Source organism: Xylanibacter oryzae DSM 17970, assembly GCF_000585355.1.
Taxonomy (GTDB): domain Bacteria; phylum Bacteroidota; class Bacteroidia; order Bacteroidales; family Bacteroidaceae; genus Prevotella; species Prevotella oryzae.
The window spans coordinates 968,594-993,178 of sequence record NZ_KK073873.1 but is presented as its reverse complement, the minus strand read 5'-3'; the positions used below and the strand labels follow the sequence as shown (position 1 = coordinate 993,178).

Below are 24,585 nucleotides of genomic sequence, written 5' to 3'. Positions count from 1 at the left end.
TTTGTAACTACTGGATACCGTATTTCATATATTAATATGCTTTCACCTAGATTACACATAAATAAAAGTACTTATCGGCATTTTGGTATATGGTCTCAGAAAGAAAAATCTATTGTTTTTCTGGATATAATAGATAGAATAATTTGGATATTCATTTTAATGATTTCATTTATTTAAGAGTGTCTGATTTATGTTAAAGTCTTAAAACTTAATAATTATCCCAATCGAATAAGTAAATTAAAAAATAATCAGTATTCGGCTAGAAAGAACATGAACAAAATTTATTTAAAATCTAATGACTTTTTGGGGATGCTCTAAAGATATGCTTTTTATACAAAAGAGAGTCCTGATTGTTAAATCACAAAGTTTACAAACTGACTAAAAATAGCTGAGAATATATTAATAGGAAAGTACATATTAATAAAAAAGTGATCTCTGAAAACTCAGAAACCACTTCATTTTATCTTTGTCGGGGCGACAGGATTCGAACCTGCGGCCGCCTGGTCCCAAACCAGGAGCGCTACCGGGCTGCGCTACGCCCCGTTTGCTAAGAGCCTTGTTTCTCATTTGCGGTTGCAAAGGTAGGAACTTTTTTCGACTCTTGCAAATTTTTCAGCAATTATTTTATAATATTTTGCTCTTTGAATATTTTCTTAAGCACCTGAACACCTCTTTCTACCTGCTCTTCTGTATGAGTTGCCATCAAAGCAAATCTTACTAGTGTATCTTGTGGCGCACATGCAGGAGGAATAACAGGATTTATAAAGACTCCATCATCAAATGCTAACTTTGTAACCAAAAATGTTTTATCAACATCTCTAACGTAAAGAGGAATAATAGGACTTTGTGTTTCACCTATCTCAAACTTTTCTTCCTTGAAACGACGCAATGCATAGTTCGTAACTTTCCAAAGATTCTCTATGCGTTCTGGTTCTTTACGTATAATGTGTAATGCTTCCATGGCAGCAGCTGTTGCAGCAGGAGTATTTGACGCACTAAATATATATGTACGACATGTATGGCGAAGATAGTTAATTGTATCTTTATCAGATGCTATAAAACCTCCAATACTAGCAAGACTTTTACTGAATGTGCCCATAATCAAGTCTACATCATCAGTAAGTCCAAAATGATCACAAACACCTCTTCCCTCTTTTCCAAAAACTCCTAAGCCATGTGCTTCATCAACCATAATTGAAGCATTGTACTTGTGCTTTAGCTTTACAATTTCAGGTAAATTAGCTAAATCACCCTCCATTGAAAACACGCCATCAACAATAATAAGTTTAATAGCATCTGGACGACACTTTTGAAGGACCTTTTCTAAGTCTTCCATGTCGTTGTGTTTGTATTTTAGGCAAGTTGCGAATGAGAGACGACGACCATCAACTATACTAGCATGGTCACGATCATCACATATTATATAATCTTCCCTACCACAAATAACTGATATCACACCTGAATTAACAGAGAAACCTGTTGAGAAGCATAAAGCTTCATCTTTATGTTCAAACTCAGCTAATTCTTTCTCAAGCTTGATATGAAGGTCTAATGTACCATTTAGGAATCTACTTCCTGCACAACCGGAGCCATAAATTTCCAAAGCGTTTTTGGCCGCATCTATAACTCTCTGATCTCCCGTAAGACCTGTATAAGCATTGGATCCAAACATAAGAACATTATGTCCTTCCATTTGCACTTCTGTACCTTGTTTTCCTGTAATAGCACGGAAGTAAGGGTAAACACCTGCAGACATATATCTCTGCGGTTCGCGATAATTTTTGTATTTTTCTTGTAATTGTCCCATCTTATTAAATAGGTGTAGATTGCTCTACAATATTAATTATAGGCTGCAAAGTTAGTAAAAATGTTATTAAAATCGCACAATTTTAAAAGAAATATTTATTTTAGTCATTTTTTATTCAAAATAGCGTTGAAGATTTATATAAATATTGTATTTTTGCAAATTATGGCTAGTAAAATCAAATTAAAGTTTATAATCAACCCTATTTCAGGTACGCAAAATAAAGAAAACATACCTGATTTGATCAATAAAAAGATCAATAAAGAAAAGTTTGATTATGACATTTCGTTTACTGAATATGCAGGTCACGCAGCTGAAATAGCTCATTGGTCTGTTGACCATATGTATCCTATAGTTGTAGCTGTAGGTGGTGATGGTACTGTGAATGAGGTAGCAAGATCACTTGTTCATACAGATACAGCTTTAGGAATTATTCCATGTGGCTCAGGTAACGGTTTAGCCAGACATTTGCAAATTCCTATTAATATACATAAAAGTATCGCTATTATTAATAACTGTAAGATTGAATCTTTGGACTATGGTATAATTAACAATATGCCTTTCTTTTGCACGTGCGGAATGGGATTTGATGCTTTTATCAGCATGAAATTTGCAGAAGCAGGCAAACGAGGTCCTATTACATATGTTGAGAATGTCCTCAAAGAGGGTTTAAATTATAAACCTGAAACTTACATTATAGAGGATGAAAATGGGAAACATAAGTATAAAGCTTTTCTAATAGCTTGTGCAAATGCATCACAATATGGTAATAATGCTTATATAGCTCCACAAGCATCAATGAGTGATGGTCTGATGGATGTTATAATTATGGAACCATTTACAATGTTTGATGCCCCACAGATTAGCATAGATATGTTTAATAAGACTCTTGACAAAAACAGTAAGATAAAAACCTTCAAGGCAAAAAAGATACATATTAATAGGGAAAAACCAGGTGTGATTCACTATGACGGTGACCCAATTATCACTGATAAAGATGTGGATGTGCACATTGAAAGTTGTGGAATAAAGATGATTGTCAATCCCGATGCAGAGAATGGTACACAACCGAATGTTTTATTGAATGCATTCAGCGATTTTTTCAATAACATGAATTTGATACGTGAAGATATTGGAAAACAACGCAGAAAAATTTATGTAATAAACAAATTATTACTTAGAAAATTAAATAGATTATAATACATGATTGGTACATTAGAAAAACTTTTAGGTTTTAATCCTAAAACTATGAGATTAAGGACAGAATTAATCGCAGGTGCGACAACATTCCTTACTATGAGTTACATACTTGCTGTTAATCCAGCTATACTAGCTTCTACAGGTATGGATAAAGCAGCGTTGTTTACAGCTACTGCATTATCATCAGCAATTGCAACATTGTTATTAGCGTTCATGGCCAAACTTCCTTTCGCACAAGCCCCGAGTATGGGACTTAACGCATTTTTTGCCTATACACTATGTATGGCCATGGGACTCAGTTGGCAACAATCTCTTGCAGCAATGCTTGTTGAAGGAATAATATTTTTAGTTATCACGTTCTTTAATATACGTGAAATGATTCTTAATTGTATACCACAAAGCCTTAGATATGCAATATCTGCAGGTATCGGTATGTTTATTGCTTTCATTGGCTTTAAAAATGCCGGAATAATTGTTTCAAATCCTAATACATGCGTTGCACTGGGACAATTCACATATACATCTATTCTTGGTATAATTGCCATTTTAGTAAGTGGAATACTTATGGGGAGAAACGTAAAAGGAGCTCTTTTCATTGGAATAATATTTGCCACTATAGTTGGAATTCCTATGGGTGTTACACATTTACCTACGGGCTGGTCTCCTATATCTGCACCTCATTCTTTGGCACCTATATTCTGTAAGTTTGATTTTCACGGATTCTTCACATTCAAAATGTTTCTTATTATATTTTCTCTCCTTATCATAAATATCTTTGATACAATAGGGACACTTGTAGGATTAGCTGAAAAAACAGGAATTGTTCAACCTGATGGTAAGATACCACATGTTAGTGAAGCTATGATGAGTGATGCTATCGGTACAACCTGCGGAGCATTACTTGGAAGTAGTACTATTACGACATATGTTGAGAGTGCAAGCGGTATCGCAGAAGGAGGACGTTCAGGCCTCACAGCATTCACTACAGGAATTCTTTTTATTGTATCATTATTATTATCACCAATATTTTTGCTTATTCCATCTGCAGCAACATCAGGTGCCCTCGTAATGGTTGGTGTACTAATGATTGACAGCATAAAAAAAATAGATCTTAATGATATTTCCGAGGCCTTTCCTTCTTTTATAACAATGATTACAATGGTACTCACCTATTCTATTGCAGACGGTATATGCCTTGGTATTTTGTCATATGTTATTATTAAACTTTGTACAAACAAAGTGCATGACTTAAACATTATGTTGTGCATATTATCTATATTGTTTGTTATGAAGTTCATTTTTGGATAAACAAAATTTACTTTCCACAACGGGCGAACATCTCGCGCAATGCCGCGCGGTTTTCGCCCTTTTTTACTGCTGCTTCAAGATCATTACGGGCTTCGTTATACTTATTCAACTTTATATATAAATTAGCACGTGCTATATATAAATTAGTATTATCAGGTGCACGCTGTATTGCTTCACCATAGTCGTATATTGCAACATCATACATATTTCGTTCAGATTCAATACCAGCACGTCCAGCGTATGCATTAGCACTATCTGGAAACATTTCTACAAGATGATTAATAACATCATATGCATCTGTATAATGATGATCTTTTTGATTGACAAGAGCAAGAGACAACCGTGCCTCAAAGTTGAAAGGTAATATTTTCAAAAGTTTCTCATAATCTGCACGTGCGAATTTATATCTTTTCTGATGATCATATGCATAAGCACGATAAAACAAAGCAGCGGGGTTAAACGGTTGCTTTCCTAATACAAAGTTATACTCATCTATCGCATAATCCCAGTGCTCCATCTGAATATTTATTGCAGCCTTATTTAGATGCAGATTTAAAGAATCTTGATGATACATCAATTGCTTATTTACTATATTAAGAGAATCTTTCCACTTAGTGAATTCTTGTGCTATTGACATTTGTGTTGATAGCGCAACAAGTATTATTGATAAATATAATTTGTATTTCATATTCTGATAAATTAAGAAAACCACAGACGATGTGCTTATTTAAATACATAATCCGTGGCCTAATGATAATAAATTAATTATTCTTTATATAGTTTTCAATCCATGAGCCAACCTCTCTTGTACCATATTTTGCACCACCTTCAATCTGTATTTCTGGTGTACGCACATTTTCATCCAATGATGCATTAACGGCTTTACGAATTAAAGCACCTTCTTCTTTCAAATCAAAGTACTCAAGCATCATAGCAACTGATAGAATCTGAGCTATTGGATTAGCAATATTCTGACCTTTAGCTTGTGGCCAAGATCCATGTACAGGCTCAAATACTGGTGTGCTCTCACCTGTAGATGCAGATGGTAACAGTCCCATAGAGCCGGAGATGCAACTACCTTCATCTGTTAGAATATCTCCAAATGTATTTTCTGTTACCATTACATCAAAGAATTTTGGTTCTGATATCATACGCATTGAAGCATTGTCCACAAACATATAGTCAACATTAACATCAGAATATTGAGGCTCCATTTCTTTGGCTATCTGGCGCCATAGTCTGCTAGATGCAAGTACGTTAGCCTTATCTACAACAGTGAGATGATGATTCCGTTTACGAGCATATTCAAAACCAACTTTTAATATACGAACTATCTCCGGACGTGTATATAAATCAGTATCATAAGCTTTATCATTATCTTGATATTTCTCTCCAAAATACATTCCACCTGTAAGTTCACGTATGCATATAAAATCAGCCCCATCAACCAATTCATCTTTCAAAGGTGATTTATGTACAAGACATTTGAATGTTTGTACAGGTCGTATATTAGCAAACAATCCTAACTTTTTGCGCATCGCAAGGAGTCCTTGCTCTGGGCGAACCTTTGCTGTTGGATCATTATCAAACTTTGGATCTCCAACAGCAGCAAACAGCACAGCATCAGCATCTTTACAAGCCTTAAATGTAGCTTCCGGAAAAGGATCCCCAACCTCATCTATAGCGTGTGCTCCACATATTGCCTCATTATATTCAACCTGATGATCAAACTTTTCGGCTATAGCGTTCATTATCTTAACGCCTTGTTCCATAATCTCTGGTCCTATTCCATCTCCTGAAAGGACTGCAATTTTTAATTTCATAATTTTATGTTTTTATCTGAACTTTCTATTTACCCTCTTCTAATATATTTAGCATCTTGAATGTAGCTTTAATAGCTGCTTCTGTCTGGTCCGCATCTAGTCCACGAGTTCGGATATACTTACCATCATCAAACCTCCACGTTATAACCGCCTGAACCAAAGCATCAGTTCTACCTCCAGGAGGTATGGTAACTGCATAATTCTGAAGAGTCGGAAATGTACGGTTTAAAGCATTCTTGTATATTTTTCTTAGAGCTTTCACAAAAGCATCATACTGTCCGTCACCAGTTGAATCAGCTTCATACTCATTTCCATTTATGTCGACTTTAATACTTGCTAAAGGTTTCAATCCATAAGAAGATGAAACCATGTAACTTACAAGTTTTACTTTATCTTCTGGTACATTATGCTTAAGTACATCGCTTACAATATATGGCAAGTCATCTGGTGTTACGATTTCCTTTCTATCTCCCAGCTCTGTAATCCGTTTTGTAACCTTTTTGGTTTGTTCTGGTGAAAGCTCCAATCCTAAATCTTGCAAATTACGAGCAATGTTAGCCTTGCCACTATTTTTCCCTAACGCATATTCTCTTTTTCTCCCAAAACGTTCAGGCATAAGGTCATTACAATATAAATTATCTTTATTGTCACCATCTGCATGTACTCCTGCCACTTGAGTGAAAACATTTTCACCTACAATCGGTTGATTCGGTGCAATTGCTATACCAGAATATCCTTCTACAAGACGACTTATATCGTTAAGTTTACTTTCATTCATGCTTGTATTAGCATGAAATTGATCCTTAAGTATAACCTGTACACTAGCTAATGGCGCATTTCCACATCTCTCGCCCAAACCATTCACCGTTACGTGAAGCCCTTTTGCACCACTAAGTACTGCTGCAAGTGAATTACTTACTGCAAGGTCATAATCGTTGTGTGCATGAAAATCAAAATGCGCTTCAGGGTATCTTTTCAGCATTTTCCTAAAGAATTCTATAACCTGTAACGGATTTAAGATACCTAATGTGTCTGGTAATAGAAAACGCCTTATTTTGGTATTTACCAATGCATCCATAAGCTGATAAACATAATCAGGTGAATCCTTCATTCCACTGCTCCAGTCTTCAAGATATAGATTAACATCCATATTTTTCTGACTTGCATAATTAATTGAATCCTTTATATCAGCAATATGCTCTTCAGGTCTCTTGTGTAATTGTTGCAAACAGTGTTTTAAGGAACCTTTTGCTAACAGGTTAATCACTCGACAACCACAATCATTTATCCAATCGATAGACAAATTTCCGTCTACAAACCCAAGAACTTCTACCCTGTTGAGCATATTTTCATGTTCTGCGTATCTGCATATCATTTTGACTGCATCTTTTTCCCCTTCAGAAACTCTAGCAGATGCTACTTCAATTCTGTCAACATTAACATCCTTCAGCAGTCGTCGTGCAATCATTAATTTCTCATGGGGAAGAAACGAAACACCACTAGTTTGTTCTCCGTCACGCAGAGTACAATCCATTATCTCTATATACGGTGGTATACGACGATATGTGTTTGTCATTTGTTTTTCTTTTCCCATCCCTCTATCATATCTCTGCTTTGCAACAAATAATCGATATCATCAAGTCCATTCATGAGGCAATGTTTTTTATATCTATTTATTTCAAATTGTTCGCTATTCCCTGTTGCCTTATTAGTTACAGTCTGATTTGGAAGATCAACTTCTACTTCCATTTTAGGATTACACTTTATACTTTCAAACAATTCAGAGAGAAAATCTTCACTTACAACAACAGGCAAAACAAAATTATTTAGTTCATTGTTTTTATGTATATCTGCAAAAAAACTGCTTATCACTACTCTAAAACCATATCCAGCTATAGCCCAAGCAGCATGCTCACGACTACTTCCAGATCCAAAGTTTTTTCCTGCAACCAATATACAACCTCCATATGTAGGATCGTTCAATACAAAGTCTTTGTTTAAATTACCATTTTTATCATATCTCCAATCTCTAAAAAGATTGTCACCAAAACCTTCTTTATCAGTAGCTTTAAGAAAACGAGCAGGTATTATCTGGTCAGTGTCTACGTTCTCCAAAGGGAGAGGTACACATTTACTTGTTATTACATTGAATTTCTGTTTCATTGCTTTATATTTTATCATCAATCTTATATTGTGACCATTTTACTTATTACATTAAATCTCTTGGATCAGTTATTACCCCTGTTATTGCAGCTGCAGCTGCAACTAGCGGACTAGCCAAAATAGTACGTGCACCAGGTCCTTGGCGACCTTCAAAATTACGGTTGCTTGTAGAAACTGAATATTTCCCTGCTGGAATTTTATCATCATTCATTGCTAAGCATGCAGAACATCCAGGTTGTCGTATTGCGAAACCGGCTGCCTCTAATAAATTGTCCAAACCTTCTTCACGTATCTGTTTGTCTACAGTCCATGAACCAGGGACAAGCCATGCTATAATATTATCAGCTTTTTTCTTACCTTTTACCAAAGATGCAAAAGCTCTGAAATCTTCTATACGACCATTTGTACATGCTCCTAGAAATACATAATCTATTTTATGCCCTTGTAATTTTTCTCCTGGTTTAAATCCCATATATTTCAATGATTTATTAAATGAAGCCTGACCTGATTCGTCAATAGTATCAAGCGTAGGAACACATTCAGTGATACCAATTCCCATGCCAGGATTTGTTCCAAAGGTTATACGCGGCTCAATATCATCAGCTTCAAAATTGAGTTCCTTATCAAATACAGCATCATCACCACTCTTCAATGTTTTCCAGTATTCTAAAGCTTTGTTCCAATTCACACCCTTAGGAGAGTATTCGCGACCTTTAAGATATGCAAAAGTTTTATCGTCTGGTGCAACAAATCCACCACGTGCGCCCATTTCAATAGATAGATTACACAATGTAAGACGTCCTTCCATACTCATATCACGAACAACATCACCTGAGTATTCAACAAAATAGCCTGTCGCTCCTGAAGTAGTAAGTTCTGCCATCAAATAAAGAGCCACATCTTTTGCTGTAACACCCTTACCCAATTTGCCATTTATATTTATTCTCATTGATTTTGGCTTCTGTTGTAGAATACACTGCGATGCCATTACCATTTCCACCTCACTTGTACCTATACCAAAAGAAACAGCTCCTACTGCACCATGAGTAGATGTATGAGAATCTCCACATACAATAGTCATACCTGGAAGAGACAATCCTTTTTCCGGTCCTACAACATGTATTATTCCGTTATCCTTGGATAACATACCGTAATAAGACAATCCAAATTCTTTAGCATTATTCTCTAATGTGTCAACTTGTTTGCGTGATACAGGATCAGCAATAGGTTTGTCCTGATCATGGGTCGGTGTATTATGGTCAGGCATACAAAATATTTGGTCAGGGCGAAAACACTTAAGTCCCCTACTTCTCATGCCGTCAAAAGCTTGAGGAGAAGTAACCTCATGACAATACAAGCGATCAATATACAATTGAGTTGGTCCATTTTCAACAATTTGAACCACATGTTTATCCCAAATTTTATCAAATAATGTATTCATTTTAATATATTGTTATTTTCTAAACTTGTTAATGCAATCAATATAAGCATCTACAGATGCTGTAACGATATCAGTATTTGCTCCGAATCCATAATATACATTACCATCGTATTCTACCTGCATATGAACTTTACCTACATCATCAGATCCTTTACTTATGGCCTGAATAGTAAACTCTTTAAGCGTCATATGCTTCTGAATTATCTTCTTTAGTGCGCGTATAGCAGAATCAACAGGTCCGTTACCAGTAGAGGATTCTTCAAATTTCTGTCCAGATATATCCAAGCCTATACTAGCTACACTCCTCACACCCATTCCTGTTGTAACTTGCAAATAATCTAGTTTAACTGCATGTGCTTCAGCTGTATCAGCACCTGCGAGCATAAGTACATCATCATCGTTTACTTCCTTCTTATTATCTGCCAATTTAAGGAAGTTTTGATATATTTTATCTACCTTCTCTTCATCATCTACATTTATACCTAAAACCCCAAGGCGGTACTTCAATGCAGCGCGACCACTACGAGCAGTTAATACAATTGAGTTATCATCGAGACCGACATCCTTTGGATCCATAATCTCATAAGTAGAGACATTTTTGAGCACGCCATCCTGATGTATACCACTCGAATGCGCAAAAGCGTTACGCCCCACTATAGCCTTATTGGCCTGTACAGGCATGTTCATAAGACTTGAGACCATACGACTGGTAGGATATATCTTTGTGGTATTTATATTAGTGTCTATACCTAAATTCTTATGACACTTAAGTATCATTGCTATTTCTTCCAAAGAAGTGTTGCCTGCACGTTCACCGATACCATTTATGGTAACCTCTACTTGTCTTGCCCCATTAACAACTCCGCTGAAAGTATTAGCAGTAGCCATGCCTAAATCATTATGACAGTGAGTTGATAATATTGCCTTATCCACACCATCAACATGTTCCATAAGATATTTTATTTTATCTCCATATTCTGATGGTAGACAATAGCCAGTAGTATCAGGTATATTTACGACTGTTGCACCAGCCTTTATTACAGCTTCTACTACACGTGCCAGATATTCATTATCAGTACGTCCTGCATCTTCTGCATAAAATTCTATATCTTCAACATATTTCTTAGCATACTTAACAGCAGCTATTGCGCGTTCAATTATTTCTTCTCTATTACTTTGAAATTTGTATTTGATGTGATAATCACTGGTACCAATCCCTGTGTGTATTCTCTTATGCTTTGCATACTTCAAAGATTCTGCTGCGACATCAATGTCTTTTTCTACAGCACGAGTAAGTGCGCATATTGTAGGCCATGTTACAGCCTTTGATATTTCTATCACAGAATTGTAGTCACCAGGACTAGAAATAGGGAAGCCTGCTTCTATCACATCCACACCTAACTGCTCCAGTTGTTTTGCCACTTGAATTTTTTCAACTGTATTTAACTGACATCCCGGAACTTGCTCGCCATCGCGAAGAGTCGTATCAAAAATAAATAATCTGTCACTCATTTTATTTAATTTATTTAATGTTCTATTTTCATATTATAAAAAAGCCTTTCACACTGCGGAAGTGAGAAAGGCTCTAATATTTTAATACGTTAGTATCTAAAAGCACACATCATCACTCCCGCCCACTCGTTGTAGTCGAATATCAATAATAATGTGTAGTAGGTCTTGACGTTTCATTTTTAACTATTTTTCTTTAATGGATGCAAAGTTAATTGTTTTCTACGAATAAAACAAAGAAATTGAAACTTTTTTATCGTAAAATCTTTCAATTTTCAATTTTTAGCCATCGATTACTTATTTTAAACATGAAATCAGTTCTTTTTCTTAGTATTTAATACGGCTTCTATCTGTTCTGCTATTTGTTTGTGACCTTTTACAGATGGATGTCCACTCATTTTATCTATATTTTGTAGTTCTATATACTTTATATTGTAATGATCGCATATTGTTTTTATAGAAGATGTTATTTCTTGCTTTAATCCATCATTAATAATAAAGTAAATATTCACATTGGGATATCTATATTTCATATGTTCCAACAAAAAAGTCATTGCCGGACGAAAATAATATAAATCAGCCTTTGTCTGGTCACCGTATTTGAATTCTCCAATAGGTGAACCTGCCCAACTATCATTAGTTGCTCCGAAAATGAATATTATGTCAGGACACCCAAGATTATCCATACGTGTTATAAATGAACGACCAGAATAATCATTACCATCATATCCTGTATAAGAGATAGTAGCTCCTGAATATGAATTGTTAACACACAACTTATACTTGTTTTCATTGATATACTGCCACCACCAAGTTTGCGTCACATTGGTGACATCAGTTTTTTTCTGTCCATTTTTAGCATAATACCATACTTCGTTGGTATTTGGCGTAAGATATCCTTCGTACGTAGAATATGAATCACCAAGTATTGATACACTTTGCCCTTGCGCAAACACAGCCAAGCATGCAAACAATGACAACAATAACAGTCTTGTCTTTTTCATTATATTATATATTAATTTTATCAAAAAGGAAGCGGACTTGATGGTGGTGGAGGTAATTCGCCATCGCCAATTGGTGGTATTGAACTACCGTTTACTTTTGAACCTAATATTTCCCCACCTACTGTTGGAGGTAAATATGAATTCGTATCTGGGTTCTCAAAACGGGTAAATTCGCCACGGAAATTAAGCAATACATCACCTATAGCTCCCTTTCTGTGCTTAGCTATGATAATCTGTGCCATGCCATGAAGGTCATTACCTTTTTCATCTGCATAAATATGATAATATTCAGGTCTGTGCACAAACATTACCATATCGGCATCTTGCTCAATAGCTCCAGATTCACGCAAGTCACTCAACTGAGGCCTTTTCCCTTCAATACCTTCACGCGATTCTACACCACGATTCAACTGAGATAATGCTATTACAGGAATATTCAATTCCTTAGCTAGTCCCTTAAGTGATCGGCTTATTGTCGAAACTTCTTCCTGGCGGTTGCCAAATCTCATTCCATTAGCATTCATCAACTGTAGGTAGTCAATCATTATTGCTTTTATACCTTTTTCTTTTGCAAGTCTCCTTGCTTTAGAGCGAAGTTCGAATATCGAAAGTCCAGGAGTATCATCTATATAAAGAGGTGCGCCTTCCAGACTTCGTATATTTTTATCAAGTCTGTTCCATTCATCTGGTGCTAACTGGCCGTTCATAATCTTGCTACCCTGTATTTCGCATACATTAGAGATAAGTCGATTTACCAATTGCACATTGTTCATTTCAAGAGAAAAGAATGCAACAGGTACGTTAAAGTCTACGACCATATTCTTAGCCATTGATAATGCAAAAGAAGTCTTACCCATCGCAGGACGCCCTGCTATAATTACGAGGTCGGAACACTGCCATCCTGAAGTCATTTCATCCAGTTTTGTATACCCACTAGGTATACCACTAAGTCCATCCGCCCTGGAAGCCGCCTTTTGAATATCTTGCATTGCCTGTTTAAGAACAGGATCAATCTGAGTATAGTCTTGGCGCATGTTCTTTTGTGAGAGTTCGAAAAGCGAGCCCTCTGCTTCTTGCATAAGATCATCAACATCCACACCATCATCAAAAGCCTTTGTTTCTATTACACTTGCAAATGATATAAGTTGGCGCGCAAGAAACTTCTGTTGAAGTATATGAGCATGGTATTCAACATGAGCAGATGAAGCTACATGCTGAGATAACTCTGTAATATATACAGGGCCCCCTACCTCTTCAAGGTTTCCATCAGTTTTCAACTGCTCAATAACAGTAAATATATCAACTGGTTTCTCTTTCAGTGAAAGAGCTTGTATTGCTTGATATATCATTTGATTGCGAGGCTCATAGAATGTCTCTGGATGCAAGATTTCACTTACCATAGAGAATGCATCTTTATCTATTAGCATAGCTCCCAAAACAACCTTTTCTATATCTAAAGCCTGTGGCTGTAAATGACCATAAGTATTATTAATTGGCACAGGTTGCTTTGGTTTTCTTTGATTCTTGTTATTTTCTGCTGGCATTTTTTTTAGTTTAGGCTACAAATTTACAAAAAATATCTTTCACAATAATCATATTAAGATATAAAATATTAACTTTGCCACAAAATAAAGAATAGAAGAAATGATAACGAGACCTTGCGCAAAAATTAATTTTGGACTTAATATTGTAGGCATACGACCTGACGGATATCACAATATTGAGACAATATTTTATCCAGTGCCTATATATGATGATATTGAGATTACAGAGATGGATCCACTGTTTACTTCTCTCAGAAACGCAGACCTTAAGATTACAGGAACATCTGTTGACTGCGATGAGCAAAAGAATCTGGTAATAAAGGCCTATAATCTTTTATCAGCAGACTTTAATATACCTCGTATACATATTCACTTGTATAAGAACATTCCTATGCAGGCAGGTATGGGTGGCGGTTCTGCTGACTGCGCATATGCAATAAAGCTTCTTAATAGACAGTTTGACCTAGGATTAACATCTATACAGATGAAGAAATACGCAGCAAAACTTGGAGCAGACTGTGCTTTTTTTATAGATTCAGTTCCATCATATGCTACTGGTATTGGTGATATATTATCACCAATAAATGTCAATTTTAATGGTTATAGTATTGTTGTAGTCAAACCTCCTGTAGCTGTATCTACTGCACAAGCATATTCAAAAATTATTCCAGCATCACCTACAATATCATGTATAGATGCTGTGAAGCAGCCTGTTGAAACTTGGCACAAATTATTAAGTAACGATTTTGAAAAACCAATTTTTGCAGAACATCCTGAGATTGCTTATATTAAAAAGCATTTGTATGATTTGGGAGCGGTGTTCTCAATGATGTCTGGTAGTGGCAGCGCTGTTTTCGGCATATTCAAAAAGATGCCCTCTGATATAAGTAAAGAGTTTTCTAATTGTATAACTATAACAGAAGTTTTATAATATAAAATTGCTATGGATAATAAAAAAGAATTGTTACCTGTTGTTGATGAAAATGGTAATGTAATAGGCAGCATAAGCCGTGGTGAAGCACATGACGGAAGCAAAGTACTTCACCCCGTCGTACATCTGCATGTTTTTAATGACAGTGGCAGTTTGTATCTACAAAAGCGACCTGACTGGAAAGATATTCAGCCCGGCAAATGGGATACTGCTACGGGTGGGCATATAGACTTAGGCGAAAGTGTAGAAATAGCATTAAAACGCGAAGTAAAGGAAGAACTTGGCATAGAGGGTTTTACTCCTGTATCTTTAGGTCATTATGTTTTCAAAAGCAAAATAGAAAAAGAACTTGTATATGTGCACAAAACTATCTATAATGGAGAAATAAAGCCAAATAAAGAAGAACTTAATGGTGGTCGTTTCTGGAGTAAAAATGAGATCCTTGAAAATATAGGGAAAGAGACTTTTACGCCTAACTTCGAAAGTGAGTATCTTAGATTTTTCTCTAAAGAATAGTTGTGTTAAAGGTTAAATACAAATACTACAGAGAATAATAGTTGCACAAATAAAACGTAAAGTAATAATATATACCTTGCTCCATATATGCCTTCAGCCATAGAATCAAGTATTGCCGTAATTCCGGGCAAGTTACCAGACATTGTTCCGTAGCTTAATGACAATAAAATACAAACGAAGGCAAGCACTGGTATAAGGCTCTCGCTAAAACTACTTGGGAATAGCGATCCACTTACGCTTAGAAGCATTGCATGCGGAACAATTGTTAGTAAAAGCATTACAATGACAGCACCAATAAGCTCTGTAATAACTACATACATTGCAATTCTTTCTCTGAACGAAAGGACCCTTTTTTTAGTTAGTATCGCATTAAATGGTTTTATTATTCCACTAAACTTTACAGATCCATAAGCTATCGCTACTAATATTATCCAGACTAGGTATGGTGTAGCAAGATTCTCTGCAAAATGTCCAAAAAACCACCTGATTCCTTCCGCACTGAGGAGACTTCGTACGGCAGTAGAGCTACCATTAGCAGAGTTTATCAGCCAAGACATCAACACCACAGCAATCTGTATAATAACTAATGATAATGCTGTTCTTGAATAAAACTTAGAACCTTTATTCTTCATCTGGTATTAAATTGTCAACATCAAGTATTCTCAACTCCAAAGCCCTTACTACTAATCTAGTAGCATTAATACCTACTCCACCATTACCATCAGGGAATAATTTCTGAACCAATTCATTTTGCCTTTTTTCAAGACTTTTTACCCCAAATGGCATACCTCTAAGATTTGTTATCTGCTCTTTTGTATAACCTAAAGCTAGATGACGCAAAAACCGTTCATCATATTCATCAATTTCGTAATTTACAATAGCCTCCTGACTAATCAGCTGGCTGTCAACCGTGTTCTTAAATTTCTCTACAATCTTTTCTAGAATTGGTTGATTGAATACCAACCTTTTCCCTTCTATAACGCTACGCACATCTCCTCTAGTCAACAGCTCACCACTTTTCAGTATTATGCCATCAGCACCTGCATCAAGAACGTCAACCCAAAGCTTTTCATTCAAAATCTCACCTGTAAATATTAAGACCTTTATTCCTTTTCGCGTCTCTTTAGTCTGACGACATATCTCAACCCCAACAGTAGTGGAACCACCAAGACCAAGATCAAGTAGCACTAAGTCGGGCTTATTTTCTTTCATAAGTTTCCAATATGAAATCTCACTATCTGCGGTGCCTATAATTTGAGCTTCAGGTATATCATTTCTAAAGATACCCTCAGTGCCTTTTAATTCCAAAGGGACATCTTCAACTATAATAACTTTAAATTTTTCCATATTGTATAGCTTTATTTTTAGGTAATATTATATTAATTATCAACTCATTATTTTCATTTTCTGCATATATGCCACAACCTCTATAGTTTGTAAATTCCGAGTGGTCTCTTATAATTTGGGTACATAACATAAATGGGATATGTTGTGTAGACGGAGTAAACAAAGAATGAGCTTCTTCGTCTGTTACAGCATTTCCGGCAACATGAACCCTAAGGTTTATATATTGGTCACCTTGATTCACTACATCTACAGGAAGTCTTTTACATCCAGTATGCTTACGCAGGATATCAAAGAGATAACACATCATGTCCTTATCACACAATACAGTCTCTTCTAATTTTGTATCTGCAAAGTCTTTAACTTGTACAGGTTTTATTTTATAACGTACATTTTTAGTTTGTCGTACAGCCTGTGAACTTAAAATAGTATAAAGTTCTTTATAATATGCCACTAATTCATTCAGCGCGTTAAGGTTGTCACTATTGCCATCTACTAGAAGTCGAATTTTACTTGGGTAATACATGGTTTCGTGCTTCAGCGTAGACAGACAGTTGTCTAATACACTATTGCTTATATGCAATTCATTATTTTCATATTCTGCCCTTTTCAGTTCATCTTCAGCCATTTCTATATTATAATATTGTCTATTGTCCATATCTATAGACATTTGTAAGGCTTCTTGTATTTGGTTTACAATATCTTGTAATGGCAATGAATATCTTTCATTCGATAATGGTTTTATCTTTTCCAGTTTACACGCATCACTCTCATCACTTAACAATATGCTATTTATATGTTTAATCTGTTCTACACAGAATCTATAATACAATTTGTGTCTGTAATATAGAAAATAGTATGCCGGTATTATACTTATAAGTAGCAAAATAAGAATAACAATAGCTACAGTCTTATTAGTTTCTGACTTCTGCATTGCCAAACAATATGGTCCAAGTTTTGAGTCAGCACTGGTCTCCTTAAACAACTGAGTATAAATATTATTATTATATTTATATAAAGACCATTTATGAAGAGCAAGTGCTGCCACCGCACTTTCGTTTCTTACATCTATTATTATGGCATAATTTATTTTCAGAGAGTCCCTAAACCACTGTATTTCAGCTGGTACCATACTTGAAGTACTGTATTTAAGAATTAGTTTATTACCTCTTGGTTTACATAGTAGATAAACCTTATTCATATATTTGAAGCATGAATCAGCATAATCAAGAGTTCTATTATACTTACCTAAAACATTACTGTAATAAGCAGAATCTGCATATTTAGCAGCTCTTGACATTAGTATAGTCTTTGGGTTAATTTTGCCAATTTTACCGTTTGCTGAAATTGCTGTGATTCCTGACAATAAGACTATTACTGTTATCATAAATCTCATCAGACCATGAGGCAAACGGAAATAGAAACGGCACCCTTTACCAAGTTCACTTTCGGCTGATATAGCACACACACTGAAAATTTTGCTTATCTTACGATATTTTTCTATTATACCTTTGCAGTTCATTAGTCCAAAACCATGCCCGCCATATACTTTATGATCAAAGATATTACTAATCTCCTCTTTAGATATTCCGCATCCTGTATCTTCAATTGATATCTCTACATAATCTTTTTCTGACTTTGAACTTATAGTTACAATTCCACCTTCCTGAGTAAACTTACGAGCGTTATCTGCTAATGTATTTATCATGAAAAGTGTCAATACTTTATCTGCTTTTACCTTGTCATGTGTATCTCTTATATCAAGTGTGATTCCCTTCAGATTAAATGACATTTTACTATGACTTACAGTATCAAATATATTATGTAGATCAAAACTTTCTATATGAAGATTAAGTTGCCCTTGACGTAATTGTATCCAGTCTGTAAGTACACTATTATAATCATTTATTTTATCCGTAAGTTCAGCAACATATTTATATCGTTCCTCCCTGAGTTTTTCATTGTCAGTTTTATTACCAAGTCTTTTCACTTCATTGATAATACGGTCAATAAATGGAGTTATACTTAAGACCAACGAAACCTTTGCACGGTTCTCAAGATTTTGTTTCCTATTTTTAATTATATGCATGACATTCATAGTTGTTGCCTCTGTTATGTCATCATATTTATTTTCCAACTCCGTTATCTTCTTATTGTTATTTTCTTGCCATTCACGTAATGGTATAAGCAATTGCTTTAACTGTTCTTCGCCATTGCTGTTTATTCTAAGATGATTAAACAACCATAACAAAACAATAATAAAAATGATCATTAATACTACAGCAACAATCATCCAGTTTAGTTGTGTAGATGTAGCGTCATATTGTTCTGCACGCGATTCAAGATATCTGTCTTGTCTTGTCATCTCCTGCATATCTATATACTTATTGCGGTTACGATCACTCTGCTGCTTATTATTCATTGCAGAATATGTCACACTCAACCGCTCTCTTATGCTAGCAACTAAATCAGGAGCCCTTAACACATTCTTATTAGAATTAAGAGCCATTTGCAAATTATATATAGATGATGGATAATCACCCAAAAAGAAATAACAAGAAGACAATGTTCTGTAACTACCTGCCAACTGATATGGATCACCAAATTTCTTAAATATTTCAACAGATCTTTCAGCCAAATACCCTGCCATCAAACTATCAGGTTGTTGTTCAACATTAAGATACTTTATAGCAGGCATATTGTCACGTATCAGTCGTGTACGAGACTCTGGCACCATTAAATGTTCTGATATAGATTGAAGACTATTAGCCACCCAAAATGGATAATTCATCTGATTAGCTAAGAGCAGACATCGCATAAGATAATCAAACTCCTGTTGGTTAACATCCGTTTGTGTTGATGCAGTTATTATTCCACCAGAACCTATATTGTATAGATAATCCAAGTACTGAGCTGTATCTTTTTGCATCAGCATATCTGCATCAATCTTCTGCAACTCATTTATTGAGTTTTGTTCAAGACCAACATAATAGTAATATGTTGAAGAAATTATATAAAATTCAGATTCAGCATATACAAATCTCTTTTGAAGCCGTTCAGAAAGCATACCTTTTTCCTCGTCTATACGGCGAAGACGTCTTTTTGCCTGTTCACGGTAATCATAAAATTCTTTATTCTTTGACATTCTCTGGCACAAACGCATCATTTGCACATCAGCAATAAGCAATTCCACCTGATTATCTGTCAACTTATAAACATCATCCAGTTGTCTGCGAGCTTTAGCATAATTCATACGCATTGTACAGACAAAAGCAAGATTGTTTAAAGCTTCGGCTCTACCATCATCATAACCTTTGGATAAATTATATGCACTGTCTGCGTATAATTTTACAGCATCAAGATTCCTATAATGCTGCACGTAAGCTATATTATTCAGCTTATCTATCCTACTATTATCTCGGTTAGAACAAGCTGAAAAGACCAAAAAGCCCCATATGGAAATAATCCATACAGAACTTTTTAGTATAATGTTTTTATGCGCGAGCTTTAGCAATGTAACCAAAAGCCTCTACACATTTATCTGAAATTGCCTTCCAGTTCTTAGCTGCTATGACGTCCTTAGGGAACAGTTTACTGCCCATGCCTACACACATAACACCAGCCTTGATCCAGTTGGTAAGATTTTCTTCATCAGGAGAGACGCCACCTGTTACCATGATATTTGACCATGGCATAGGAGCCAAGACATTCTTTACAAAAGATGGACCACCTACATTACCTGCAGGGAAAACCTTAGTAATATCACATCCATGCTCTTGGGCGAAACCAATCTCACTTACACTTCCACAACCAGGAGAGTAAGGTACCAGACGACGGTTGCATACAGCGCAAACATCAGGATTGTAAAGAGGACCAACAATAAAATTAGCACCTTCTTGAATATATAGAGCGGCAGTTGCAGGATCAACAACAGTGCCAACACCCATAATCATTTCAGGACAGTTCTTAATAACCCATTTGTTAACCTCAGCAAATACTTCATGAGCGAAATCACCACGGTTAGTGAATTCAAATGCACGTACGCCACCATCATAACAGGCTTTAACCACATTTTTTACTATTTCAGCATCACCATTGTAGAAAACAGGAACCATACCGGTTGTTTTCATTGCAGTCATAACCTGCAGCTTATTAAATTTTGCCATTATGTATAATTTGTTTTATTTATCTTTGTACACGGCCTGATGCATCACCACCGGCAAGACTCTCAACCTCTTCACGACTTACCATATTGAAGTCACCGGGTATTGTATGCTTTAGCGCTGATGCTGCAACTGCAAATTCCAAAGCTTTACCCTGATTGTCAGGATATGTAAGCAGACCATGGATAACACCACCAGAGAAGGAATCACCACCACCAACACGGTCAACAATGGGAAGAATATCATATCTATTAGACTGATAAAATTCTTTTCCATTATATATTAGGGCCTTCCAACCATTATGGCTTGCACTTATGCTTTCACGTAGTGTAGAAATTACATACTTGAACCCAAACTCTTTCATCATGCCCTGGAAAATTCCTTTATATCCCTCTGCATCAGTCTTACCATGCTCAACATCTGCATCAGGTTTGAATCCCAAGCACAATTGTGCATCCTCTTCATTACCTATACATACATCTACATACTGCATCAGGGGACGCATAATACTTTGAGCCTTCTCTGATGTCCATAGTTTTTTACGGAAGTTAAGGTCACAAGAAACAGTTACTCCATGACGATGAGCTGCTTCACATGCCAACTTAGTAAGTACAGCAGCTTTATCGCTGATAGCCGGAGTAATACCACTCCAATGGAACCACTGAGCACCTTCCATTATTTTATCAAAGTCGAAATCTTCTGGATCAGCCTCGGCTATTGAACTGCCGGCGCGATCATAGATAACTTTTGAAGGACGCATACAAGCACCTGATTCGAGATAGTAGATACCTACACGATCACCACCACGAGCTATATAATCCGTATTTACACCGAAACGGCGAAGCGAATTCACTGCGCACTGACCGATTTCATGCTTTGGCAATTTACTGACGAAATATGCTTCATGTCCATAGTTGGCACAACTAACTGCAACGTTAGCTTCTCCACCACCATAAATCACGTCAAAGAACTCGCTCTGCACGAATCTCTTCTGACCTGGAGAAGAAAGACGGAGCATAATTTCACCCAATGTTACGACTTTTGCCATTTTCTTAATTTTTTAATTGTAGTTGTTTATTTTTATAATATTCTGTTTGCGTGCACAAAAATAACACATTCTTTGCAAAGTTAGTAATAAAATCAACAAAAAATGCATTCTTTACATTTTTTTTCATTGTGTACTCGCACAATTCATAAATTATTGCTAATTTTACAGCCGGAAACTTAAACTTTTAATTCAATTATTACGATGGCTGGAAAAATAAGAATCAAAGATATCGCTGAGAAATCTGGTGTATCGGTTGGAACTGTCGACAGAATTTTACACAATCGCCCTAATGTTTCAAAAGTTGCACGCGAAAAAGTTGATAAAGTCCTCAAAGAAATCAATTATCAGCCCAACATGTATGCAAGTGCTCTTGCATATAACAAATCATATGTTTTCTGGCTTATTATACCTAAGCACGAGTCAGAAGCTTATTGGGAAGAAATAGAAGAAGGTGCAGCTAAGGCATGTGATGCCAGAAGAGATTTTAATATAGAAGTCAAAATCAAATATTATAAGCGTTTCCATCTAGATACTTTCGTAAAGGTAACTAAAGAATGCCTTGAAGCATCTCCAGATGGTGTTATCATTGTACCAAGCACGCTAGAGGTTACGCGCCAGTTTACAGACAAATTGCATGAAAGAGAGACACCTTTTGTATTATTAGACTCATATATGCCCGATTTGAAACCATTGTCATTTTATGGACAGGATTCGTTCCAGAGCGGATATTTTGCTGCAAAAATGCTTATGCTTATTGCAAACAAGGAAAAAGAAATCATGCTTATGCGACAGACCAACAGTGGTATTGTTGAAAGTAAACAACAGGAGAACCGTGAGGTTGGTTTCAGGCATTATATGCACGATCATTTCCCTGATATAAAAATTATAGATGTTGATTTACCATTAGAAGAGAACAAACCAAAATATGATGCTATTTTGGATTCGTTTTTCAATCAGCATCCAATGGTACATCATTGCATAACACTATCTTCAAAGGCTCACCTTGTAGGTGAATATCTTTTGCGCACCAACCGCCGCGACACACAGATTATGGGATATGATATGGTAGGTAAAAATGCAGCCTGTCTACGTCAGGGTTCTATTTCATTTCTGATTGCGCAGCATGCATATATGCAAGGCTACTCTTGTATGGAAACTCTTTTTGAAGCTATTGTATTGCATAAAGAAGTGAGTCCGGTAAATTATATGCCTATAGAAATTCTACTAAAGGAAAATGTCGATTTCTACAGGCGGACACAGTTGTAAATTATTTAAAACTAATCAAAATATGAACAAATCCAATTTTATTAAAATCAATCCGACAGATTCTGTTGTCGTATGCCTTAAACCTTATAGAAAAGGTGAAACTATTGAGGTTGACAATAAACAGATAGAAGTTTTACAGGATACACCTGCCGGACACAAAGTTCTCATAAAGGACGCTCCAGAGGGCACTGACATTATCAAATATGGCTATCCTATAGGACATTCACGAGAGAATCTAAAAGCAGGACAATGGGTAAACGAAGACAATCTCAAGACTAATTTGTCTGGTACATTATCATATACATATTCTCCTGTAAATGAAGAGCTTAGCATCAGTAATCAGAATAAAACATTTAAAGGCTATCAAAGAAGTAATGGAGATGTTGGCGTACGCAATGAGTTATGGATTGTACCTACAGTAGGTTGTGTTAATGGTATCGCTGAGCGACTGGCTGAAAGCATGCGCACAGAAACGCACTGTGACGGCATAGATAGTATTTTTGCATGGCATCATAATTATGGTTGTTCACAACTTAGCGGTGACCATGAGAATACTCGCAAAATATTAAGGGATATCGTTTTGCATCCTAATGCAGGAGCTGTATTAGTCGTAGGACTTGGATGTGAAAATAATCAGCCGGATGAATTTGAAAAGCTACTAGGTGATTACGACCATGACCGTATCAAATTTATGGTAGTACAAAAAGTAGAAGGTGATGAGATTGAGTATGGTATGAATATTTTGCGCCAACAATATAATATAATAAAAGAGGACAAACGTGTAGACTTACCACTCAGCAAACTGCGTATTGGATTGAAATGTGGCGGTTCTGACGGATTCAGCGGTATAACTGCCAATCCTCTTGTAGGAGAATTCTCAGATTTTCTTGTTGCACAAGGTGGAACAACTATTCTGACAGAAGTACCTGAAATGTTCGGAGCAGAAACTATATTAATGAATCGTTGCAAAAATTCTGAACTGTTTGATAAAACAGTCAAAATGGTAAACGATTTCAAAGAATACTTTCTCAGTCATGGAGAACCTGTTGGTGAAAATCCATCACCAGGTAATAAGGCCGGTGGTATTTCGACTCTTGAAGACAAGGCCCTTGGATGTACACAGAAGTGTGGTCGTGCATCAGTTTCTGGAGTTTTGGATTATGCAGAGCCATTAAACACCAATGGACTTAACTTACTTTCAGCCCCTGGTAATGACCTTGTTGCGTCTACAGCATTAGCAGCCAGCGGTTGCCATATAGTATTGTTCACCACCGGTAGAGGAACCCCATTTGGAACTTTTATTCCAACTATGAAGATTTCTACGAACAGTGATTTGTATAAACGCAAGGCAAACTGGATAGATTTCAATGCAGGAGTACTAACAGAAGGCGTTGCTATGACAGACCTACTGCCACAATTTGTAGACAAGATTATTTCAGTCGCCAGTGGCGAAAAAGCGCGTAACGAAATAAATGGATATCGCGAGATCGCTATATTCAAGAATGGAGTAACACTATAATA

Annotated in this window: 20 protein-coding genes and 1 tRNA gene; 6 read left to right on the top strand and 15 right to left on the bottom strand. The window is 36.0% G+C overall.

Features of this window, described 5'->3' with window-relative positions; all coding sequences use genetic code 11:
* Positions 1–469: 469 nt before the first annotated feature.
* Together XYLOR_RS04135 and spt are read right to left on the bottom strand one after the other, a co-directional pair.
* Positions 470–543: transfer RNA gene (locus XYLOR_RS04135), tRNA-Pro, on the bottom strand.
* Positions 544–619: 76 nt separating this feature from the next.
* Positions 620–1,807: a serine palmitoyltransferase gene (gene spt, locus XYLOR_RS04130; RefSeq protein ID WP_036877221.1), complete on the bottom strand. Its 1,188-nt coding sequence runs from the start codon at positions 1,805–1,807 to the stop codon at positions 620–622.
* Positions 1,808–1,969: 162 nt separating this feature from the next.
* On the opposite strand from spt, the gene XYLOR_RS04125 reads away from it, so the two are divergent.
* On the top strand, positions 1,970–3,004 hold the full coding sequence (locus XYLOR_RS04125; protein WP_036877219.1) for a diacylglycerol/lipid kinase family protein: 1,035 nt from the start codon (positions 1,970–1,972) through the stop codon (positions 3,002–3,004).
* 3 nt (positions 3,005–3,007) lie between these two features.
* Positions 3,008–4,312: an NCS2 family permease gene (locus tag XYLOR_RS04120; RefSeq protein ID WP_036877217.1), complete on the top strand. Its 1,305-nt coding sequence runs from the start codon at positions 3,008–3,010 to the stop codon at positions 4,310–4,312.
* A gap of 7 nt (positions 4,313–4,319) precedes the next feature.
* On the opposite strand, the gene XYLOR_RS04115 is transcribed toward XYLOR_RS04120, so the two are convergent.
* The 8 genes from XYLOR_RS04115 to dnaB all read right to left on the bottom strand — a co-directional run bounded on the left by XYLOR_RS04115 (position 4,320) and on the right by dnaB (position 13,796).
* Entirely contained in the window at positions 4,320–5,000 is a 681-nt protein-coding gene (locus XYLOR_RS04115) for a tetratricopeptide repeat protein (protein ID WP_036877214.1), read from the bottom strand.
* Positions 5,001–5,073: 73 nt separating this feature from the next.
* Positions 5,074–6,135: a 3-isopropylmalate dehydrogenase gene (gene leuB, locus XYLOR_RS04110; protein WP_036877212.1), complete on the bottom strand. Its 1,062-nt coding sequence runs from the start codon at positions 6,133–6,135 to the stop codon at positions 5,074–5,076.
* Positions 6,136–6,160: 25 nt separating this feature from the next.
* On the bottom strand, positions 6,161–7,729 hold the full coding sequence (locus XYLOR_RS04105; RefSeq protein WP_036877210.1) for a hydroxymethylglutaryl-CoA lyase-like TIM-barrel protein: 1,569 nt from the start codon (positions 7,727–7,729) through the stop codon (positions 6,161–6,163).
* Positions 7,708–8,298: a 3-isopropylmalate dehydratase small subunit gene (gene leuD, locus XYLOR_RS04100; RefSeq protein WP_036880656.1), complete on the bottom strand. Its 591-nt coding sequence runs from the start codon at positions 8,296–8,298 to the stop codon at positions 7,708–7,710. Before leuD ends, XYLOR_RS04105 begins: the two co-directional genes overlap by 22 nt.
* A 46-nt stretch (positions 8,299–8,344) precedes the next feature.
* Positions 8,345–9,739, bottom strand: coding sequence for a 3-isopropylmalate dehydratase large subunit (gene leuC / locus XYLOR_RS04095; RefSeq protein WP_036877208.1), 1,395 nt, complete (start codon positions 9,737–9,739; stop codon positions 8,345–8,347).
* Between the two features lie 12 nt (positions 9,740–9,751).
* On the bottom strand, positions 9,752–11,251 hold the full coding sequence (locus XYLOR_RS04090; RefSeq protein ID WP_036877206.1) for a 2-isopropylmalate synthase: 1,500 nt from the start codon (positions 11,249–11,251) through the stop codon (positions 9,752–9,754).
* A 311-nt stretch (positions 11,252–11,562) separates the two neighbouring features.
* Positions 11,563–12,252, bottom strand: a complete 690-nt coding sequence (locus XYLOR_RS04085) for an SGNH/GDSL hydrolase family protein (protein ID WP_036877205.1) — start codon at positions 12,250–12,252, stop codon at positions 11,563–11,565.
* Positions 12,253–12,272: 20 nt separating this feature from the next.
* A complete protein-coding gene (dnaB, locus tag XYLOR_RS04080) occupies positions 12,273–13,796 on the bottom strand; it encodes a replicative DNA helicase (protein WP_036877204.1) in 1,524 nt (507 codons plus the stop codon).
* A 100-nt stretch (positions 13,797–13,896) separates the two neighbouring features.
* Here dnaB and ispE point away from each other — a divergent pair, with 100 nt between their 5' ends.
* Positions 13,897–14,727, top strand: coding sequence for a 4-(cytidine 5'-diphospho)-2-C-methyl-D-erythritol kinase (gene ispE / locus XYLOR_RS04075; protein ID WP_036877202.1), 831 nt, complete (start codon positions 13,897–13,899; stop codon positions 14,725–14,727).
* Between the two features lie 6 nt (positions 14,728–14,733).
* Positions 14,734–15,243, top strand: coding sequence for an NUDIX hydrolase (locus XYLOR_RS04070; protein ID WP_154655660.1), 510 nt, complete (start codon positions 14,734–14,736; stop codon positions 15,241–15,243).
* A 5-nt stretch (positions 15,244–15,248) separates the two neighbouring features.
* Here the strand turns inward: XYLOR_RS04070 and XYLOR_RS04065 are convergent, their stop codons facing one another.
* The 5 genes from XYLOR_RS04065 to XYLOR_RS04045 form a co-directional block, all read right to left on the bottom strand.
* The gene (locus tag XYLOR_RS04065; RefSeq protein WP_154655659.1) at positions 15,249–15,800 is read right to left on the bottom strand and encodes an ABC transporter substrate-binding protein; all 552 of its coding nucleotides are present in this window, start codon (positions 15,798–15,800) and stop codon (positions 15,249–15,251) included.
* Positions 15,801–15,864: 64 nt separating this feature from the next.
* The gene (locus XYLOR_RS04060) at positions 15,865–16,590 is read right to left on the bottom strand and encodes a DUF5932 domain-containing protein (protein WP_036877199.1); all 726 of its coding nucleotides are present in this window, start codon (positions 16,588–16,590) and stop codon (positions 15,865–15,867) included.
* Positions 16,577–20,032: a DUF5112 domain-containing protein gene (locus tag XYLOR_RS04055; RefSeq protein ID WP_154655750.1), complete on the bottom strand. Its 3,456-nt coding sequence runs from the start codon at positions 20,030–20,032 to the stop codon at positions 16,577–16,579. The genes XYLOR_RS04060 and XYLOR_RS04055 overlap by 14 nt, the downstream gene beginning before the upstream one ends.
* A gap of 49 nt (positions 20,033–20,081) precedes the next feature.
* Positions 20,082–20,753: a bifunctional 4-hydroxy-2-oxoglutarate aldolase/2-dehydro-3-deoxy-phosphogluconate aldolase gene (locus XYLOR_RS04050; RefSeq protein WP_036877197.1), complete on the bottom strand. Its 672-nt coding sequence runs from the start codon at positions 20,751–20,753 to the stop codon at positions 20,082–20,084.
* Between the two features lie 19 nt (positions 20,754–20,772).
* Complete coding sequence (locus XYLOR_RS04045) at positions 20,773–21,798, bottom strand: sugar kinase (RefSeq protein ID WP_036877196.1); 1,026 nt, start codon at positions 21,796–21,798, stop codon at positions 20,773–20,775.
* Between the two features lie 201 nt (positions 21,799–21,999).
* On the opposite strand from XYLOR_RS04045, the gene XYLOR_RS04040 reads away from it, so the two are divergent.
* Positions 22,000–23,064: a LacI family DNA-binding transcriptional regulator gene (locus XYLOR_RS04040; RefSeq protein WP_036877194.1), complete on the top strand. Its 1,065-nt coding sequence runs from the start codon at positions 22,000–22,002 to the stop codon at positions 23,062–23,064.
* 22 nt (positions 23,065–23,086) lie between these two features.
* The gene (locus tag XYLOR_RS04035; protein WP_036877193.1) at positions 23,087–24,583 is read left to right on the top strand and encodes a UxaA family hydrolase; all 1,497 of its coding nucleotides are present in this window, start codon (positions 23,087–23,089) and stop codon (positions 24,581–24,583) included.
* Positions 24,584–24,585 lie beyond the last annotated feature (2 nt).

Excerpts from the sequence above, each read along its gene's own strand:
- spt (WP_036877221.1), bottom strand. The coding sequence starts at position 1,807 with ATGGGACAATTACAAGAAAAATACAAAAATTATCGCGAACCGCAGAGA.
- XYLOR_RS04125 (WP_036877219.1), top strand. The coding sequence starts at position 1,970 with ATGGCTAGTAAAATCAAATTAAAGTTTATAATCAACCCTATTTCAGGT.
- XYLOR_RS04120 (WP_036877217.1), top strand. The coding sequence starts at position 3,008 with ATGATTGGTACATTAGAAAAACTTTTAGGTTTTAATCCTAAAACTATG.
- XYLOR_RS04115 (WP_036877214.1), bottom strand. The coding sequence starts at position 5,000 with ATGAAATACAAATTATATTTATCAATAATACTTGTTGCGCTATCAACA.
- leuB (WP_036877212.1), bottom strand. The coding sequence starts at position 6,135 with ATGAAATTAAAAATTGCAGTCCTTTCAGGAGATGGAATAGGACCAGAG.
- XYLOR_RS04105 (WP_036877210.1), bottom strand. The coding sequence starts at position 7,729 with ATGGGAAAAGAAAAACAAATGACAAACACATATCGTCGTATACCACCG.
- leuD (WP_036880656.1), bottom strand. The coding sequence starts at position 8,298 with ATGAAACAGAAATTCAATGTAATAACAAGTAAATGTGTACCTCTCCCT.
- leuC (WP_036877208.1), bottom strand. The coding sequence starts at position 9,739 with ATGAATACATTATTTGATAAAATTTGGGATAAACATGTGGTTCAAATT.
- XYLOR_RS04090 (WP_036877206.1), bottom strand. The coding sequence starts at position 11,251 with ATGAGTGACAGATTATTTATTTTTGATACGACTCTTCGCGATGGCGAG.
- XYLOR_RS04085 (WP_036877205.1), bottom strand. The coding sequence starts at position 12,252 with ATGAAAAAGACAAGACTGTTATTGTTGTCATTGTTTGCATGCTTGGCT.
- dnaB (WP_036877204.1), bottom strand. The coding sequence starts at position 13,796 with ATGCCAGCAGAAAATAACAAGAATCAAAGAAAACCAAAGCAACCTGTG.
- ispE (WP_036877202.1), top strand. The coding sequence starts at position 13,897 with ATGATAACGAGACCTTGCGCAAAAATTAATTTTGGACTTAATATTGTA.
- XYLOR_RS04065 (WP_154655659.1), bottom strand. The coding sequence starts at position 15,800 with ATGTCTTGGCTGATAAACTCTGCTAATGGTAGCTCTACTGCCGTACGA.
- XYLOR_RS04060 (WP_036877199.1), bottom strand. The coding sequence starts at position 16,590 with ATGGAAAAATTTAAAGTTATTATAGTTGAAGATGTCCCTTTGGAATTA.
- XYLOR_RS04050 (WP_036877197.1), bottom strand. The coding sequence starts at position 20,753 with ATGGCAAAATTTAATAAGCTGCAGGTTATGACTGCAATGAAAACAACC.
- XYLOR_RS04045 (WP_036877196.1), bottom strand. The coding sequence starts at position 21,798 with ATGGCAAAAGTCGTAACATTGGGTGAAATTATGCTCCGTCTTTCTTCT.
- XYLOR_RS04040 (WP_036877194.1), top strand. The coding sequence starts at position 22,000 with ATGGCTGGAAAAATAAGAATCAAAGATATCGCTGAGAAATCTGGTGTA.
- XYLOR_RS04035 (WP_036877193.1), top strand. The coding sequence starts at position 23,087 with ATGAACAAATCCAATTTTATTAAAATCAATCCGACAGATTCTGTTGTC.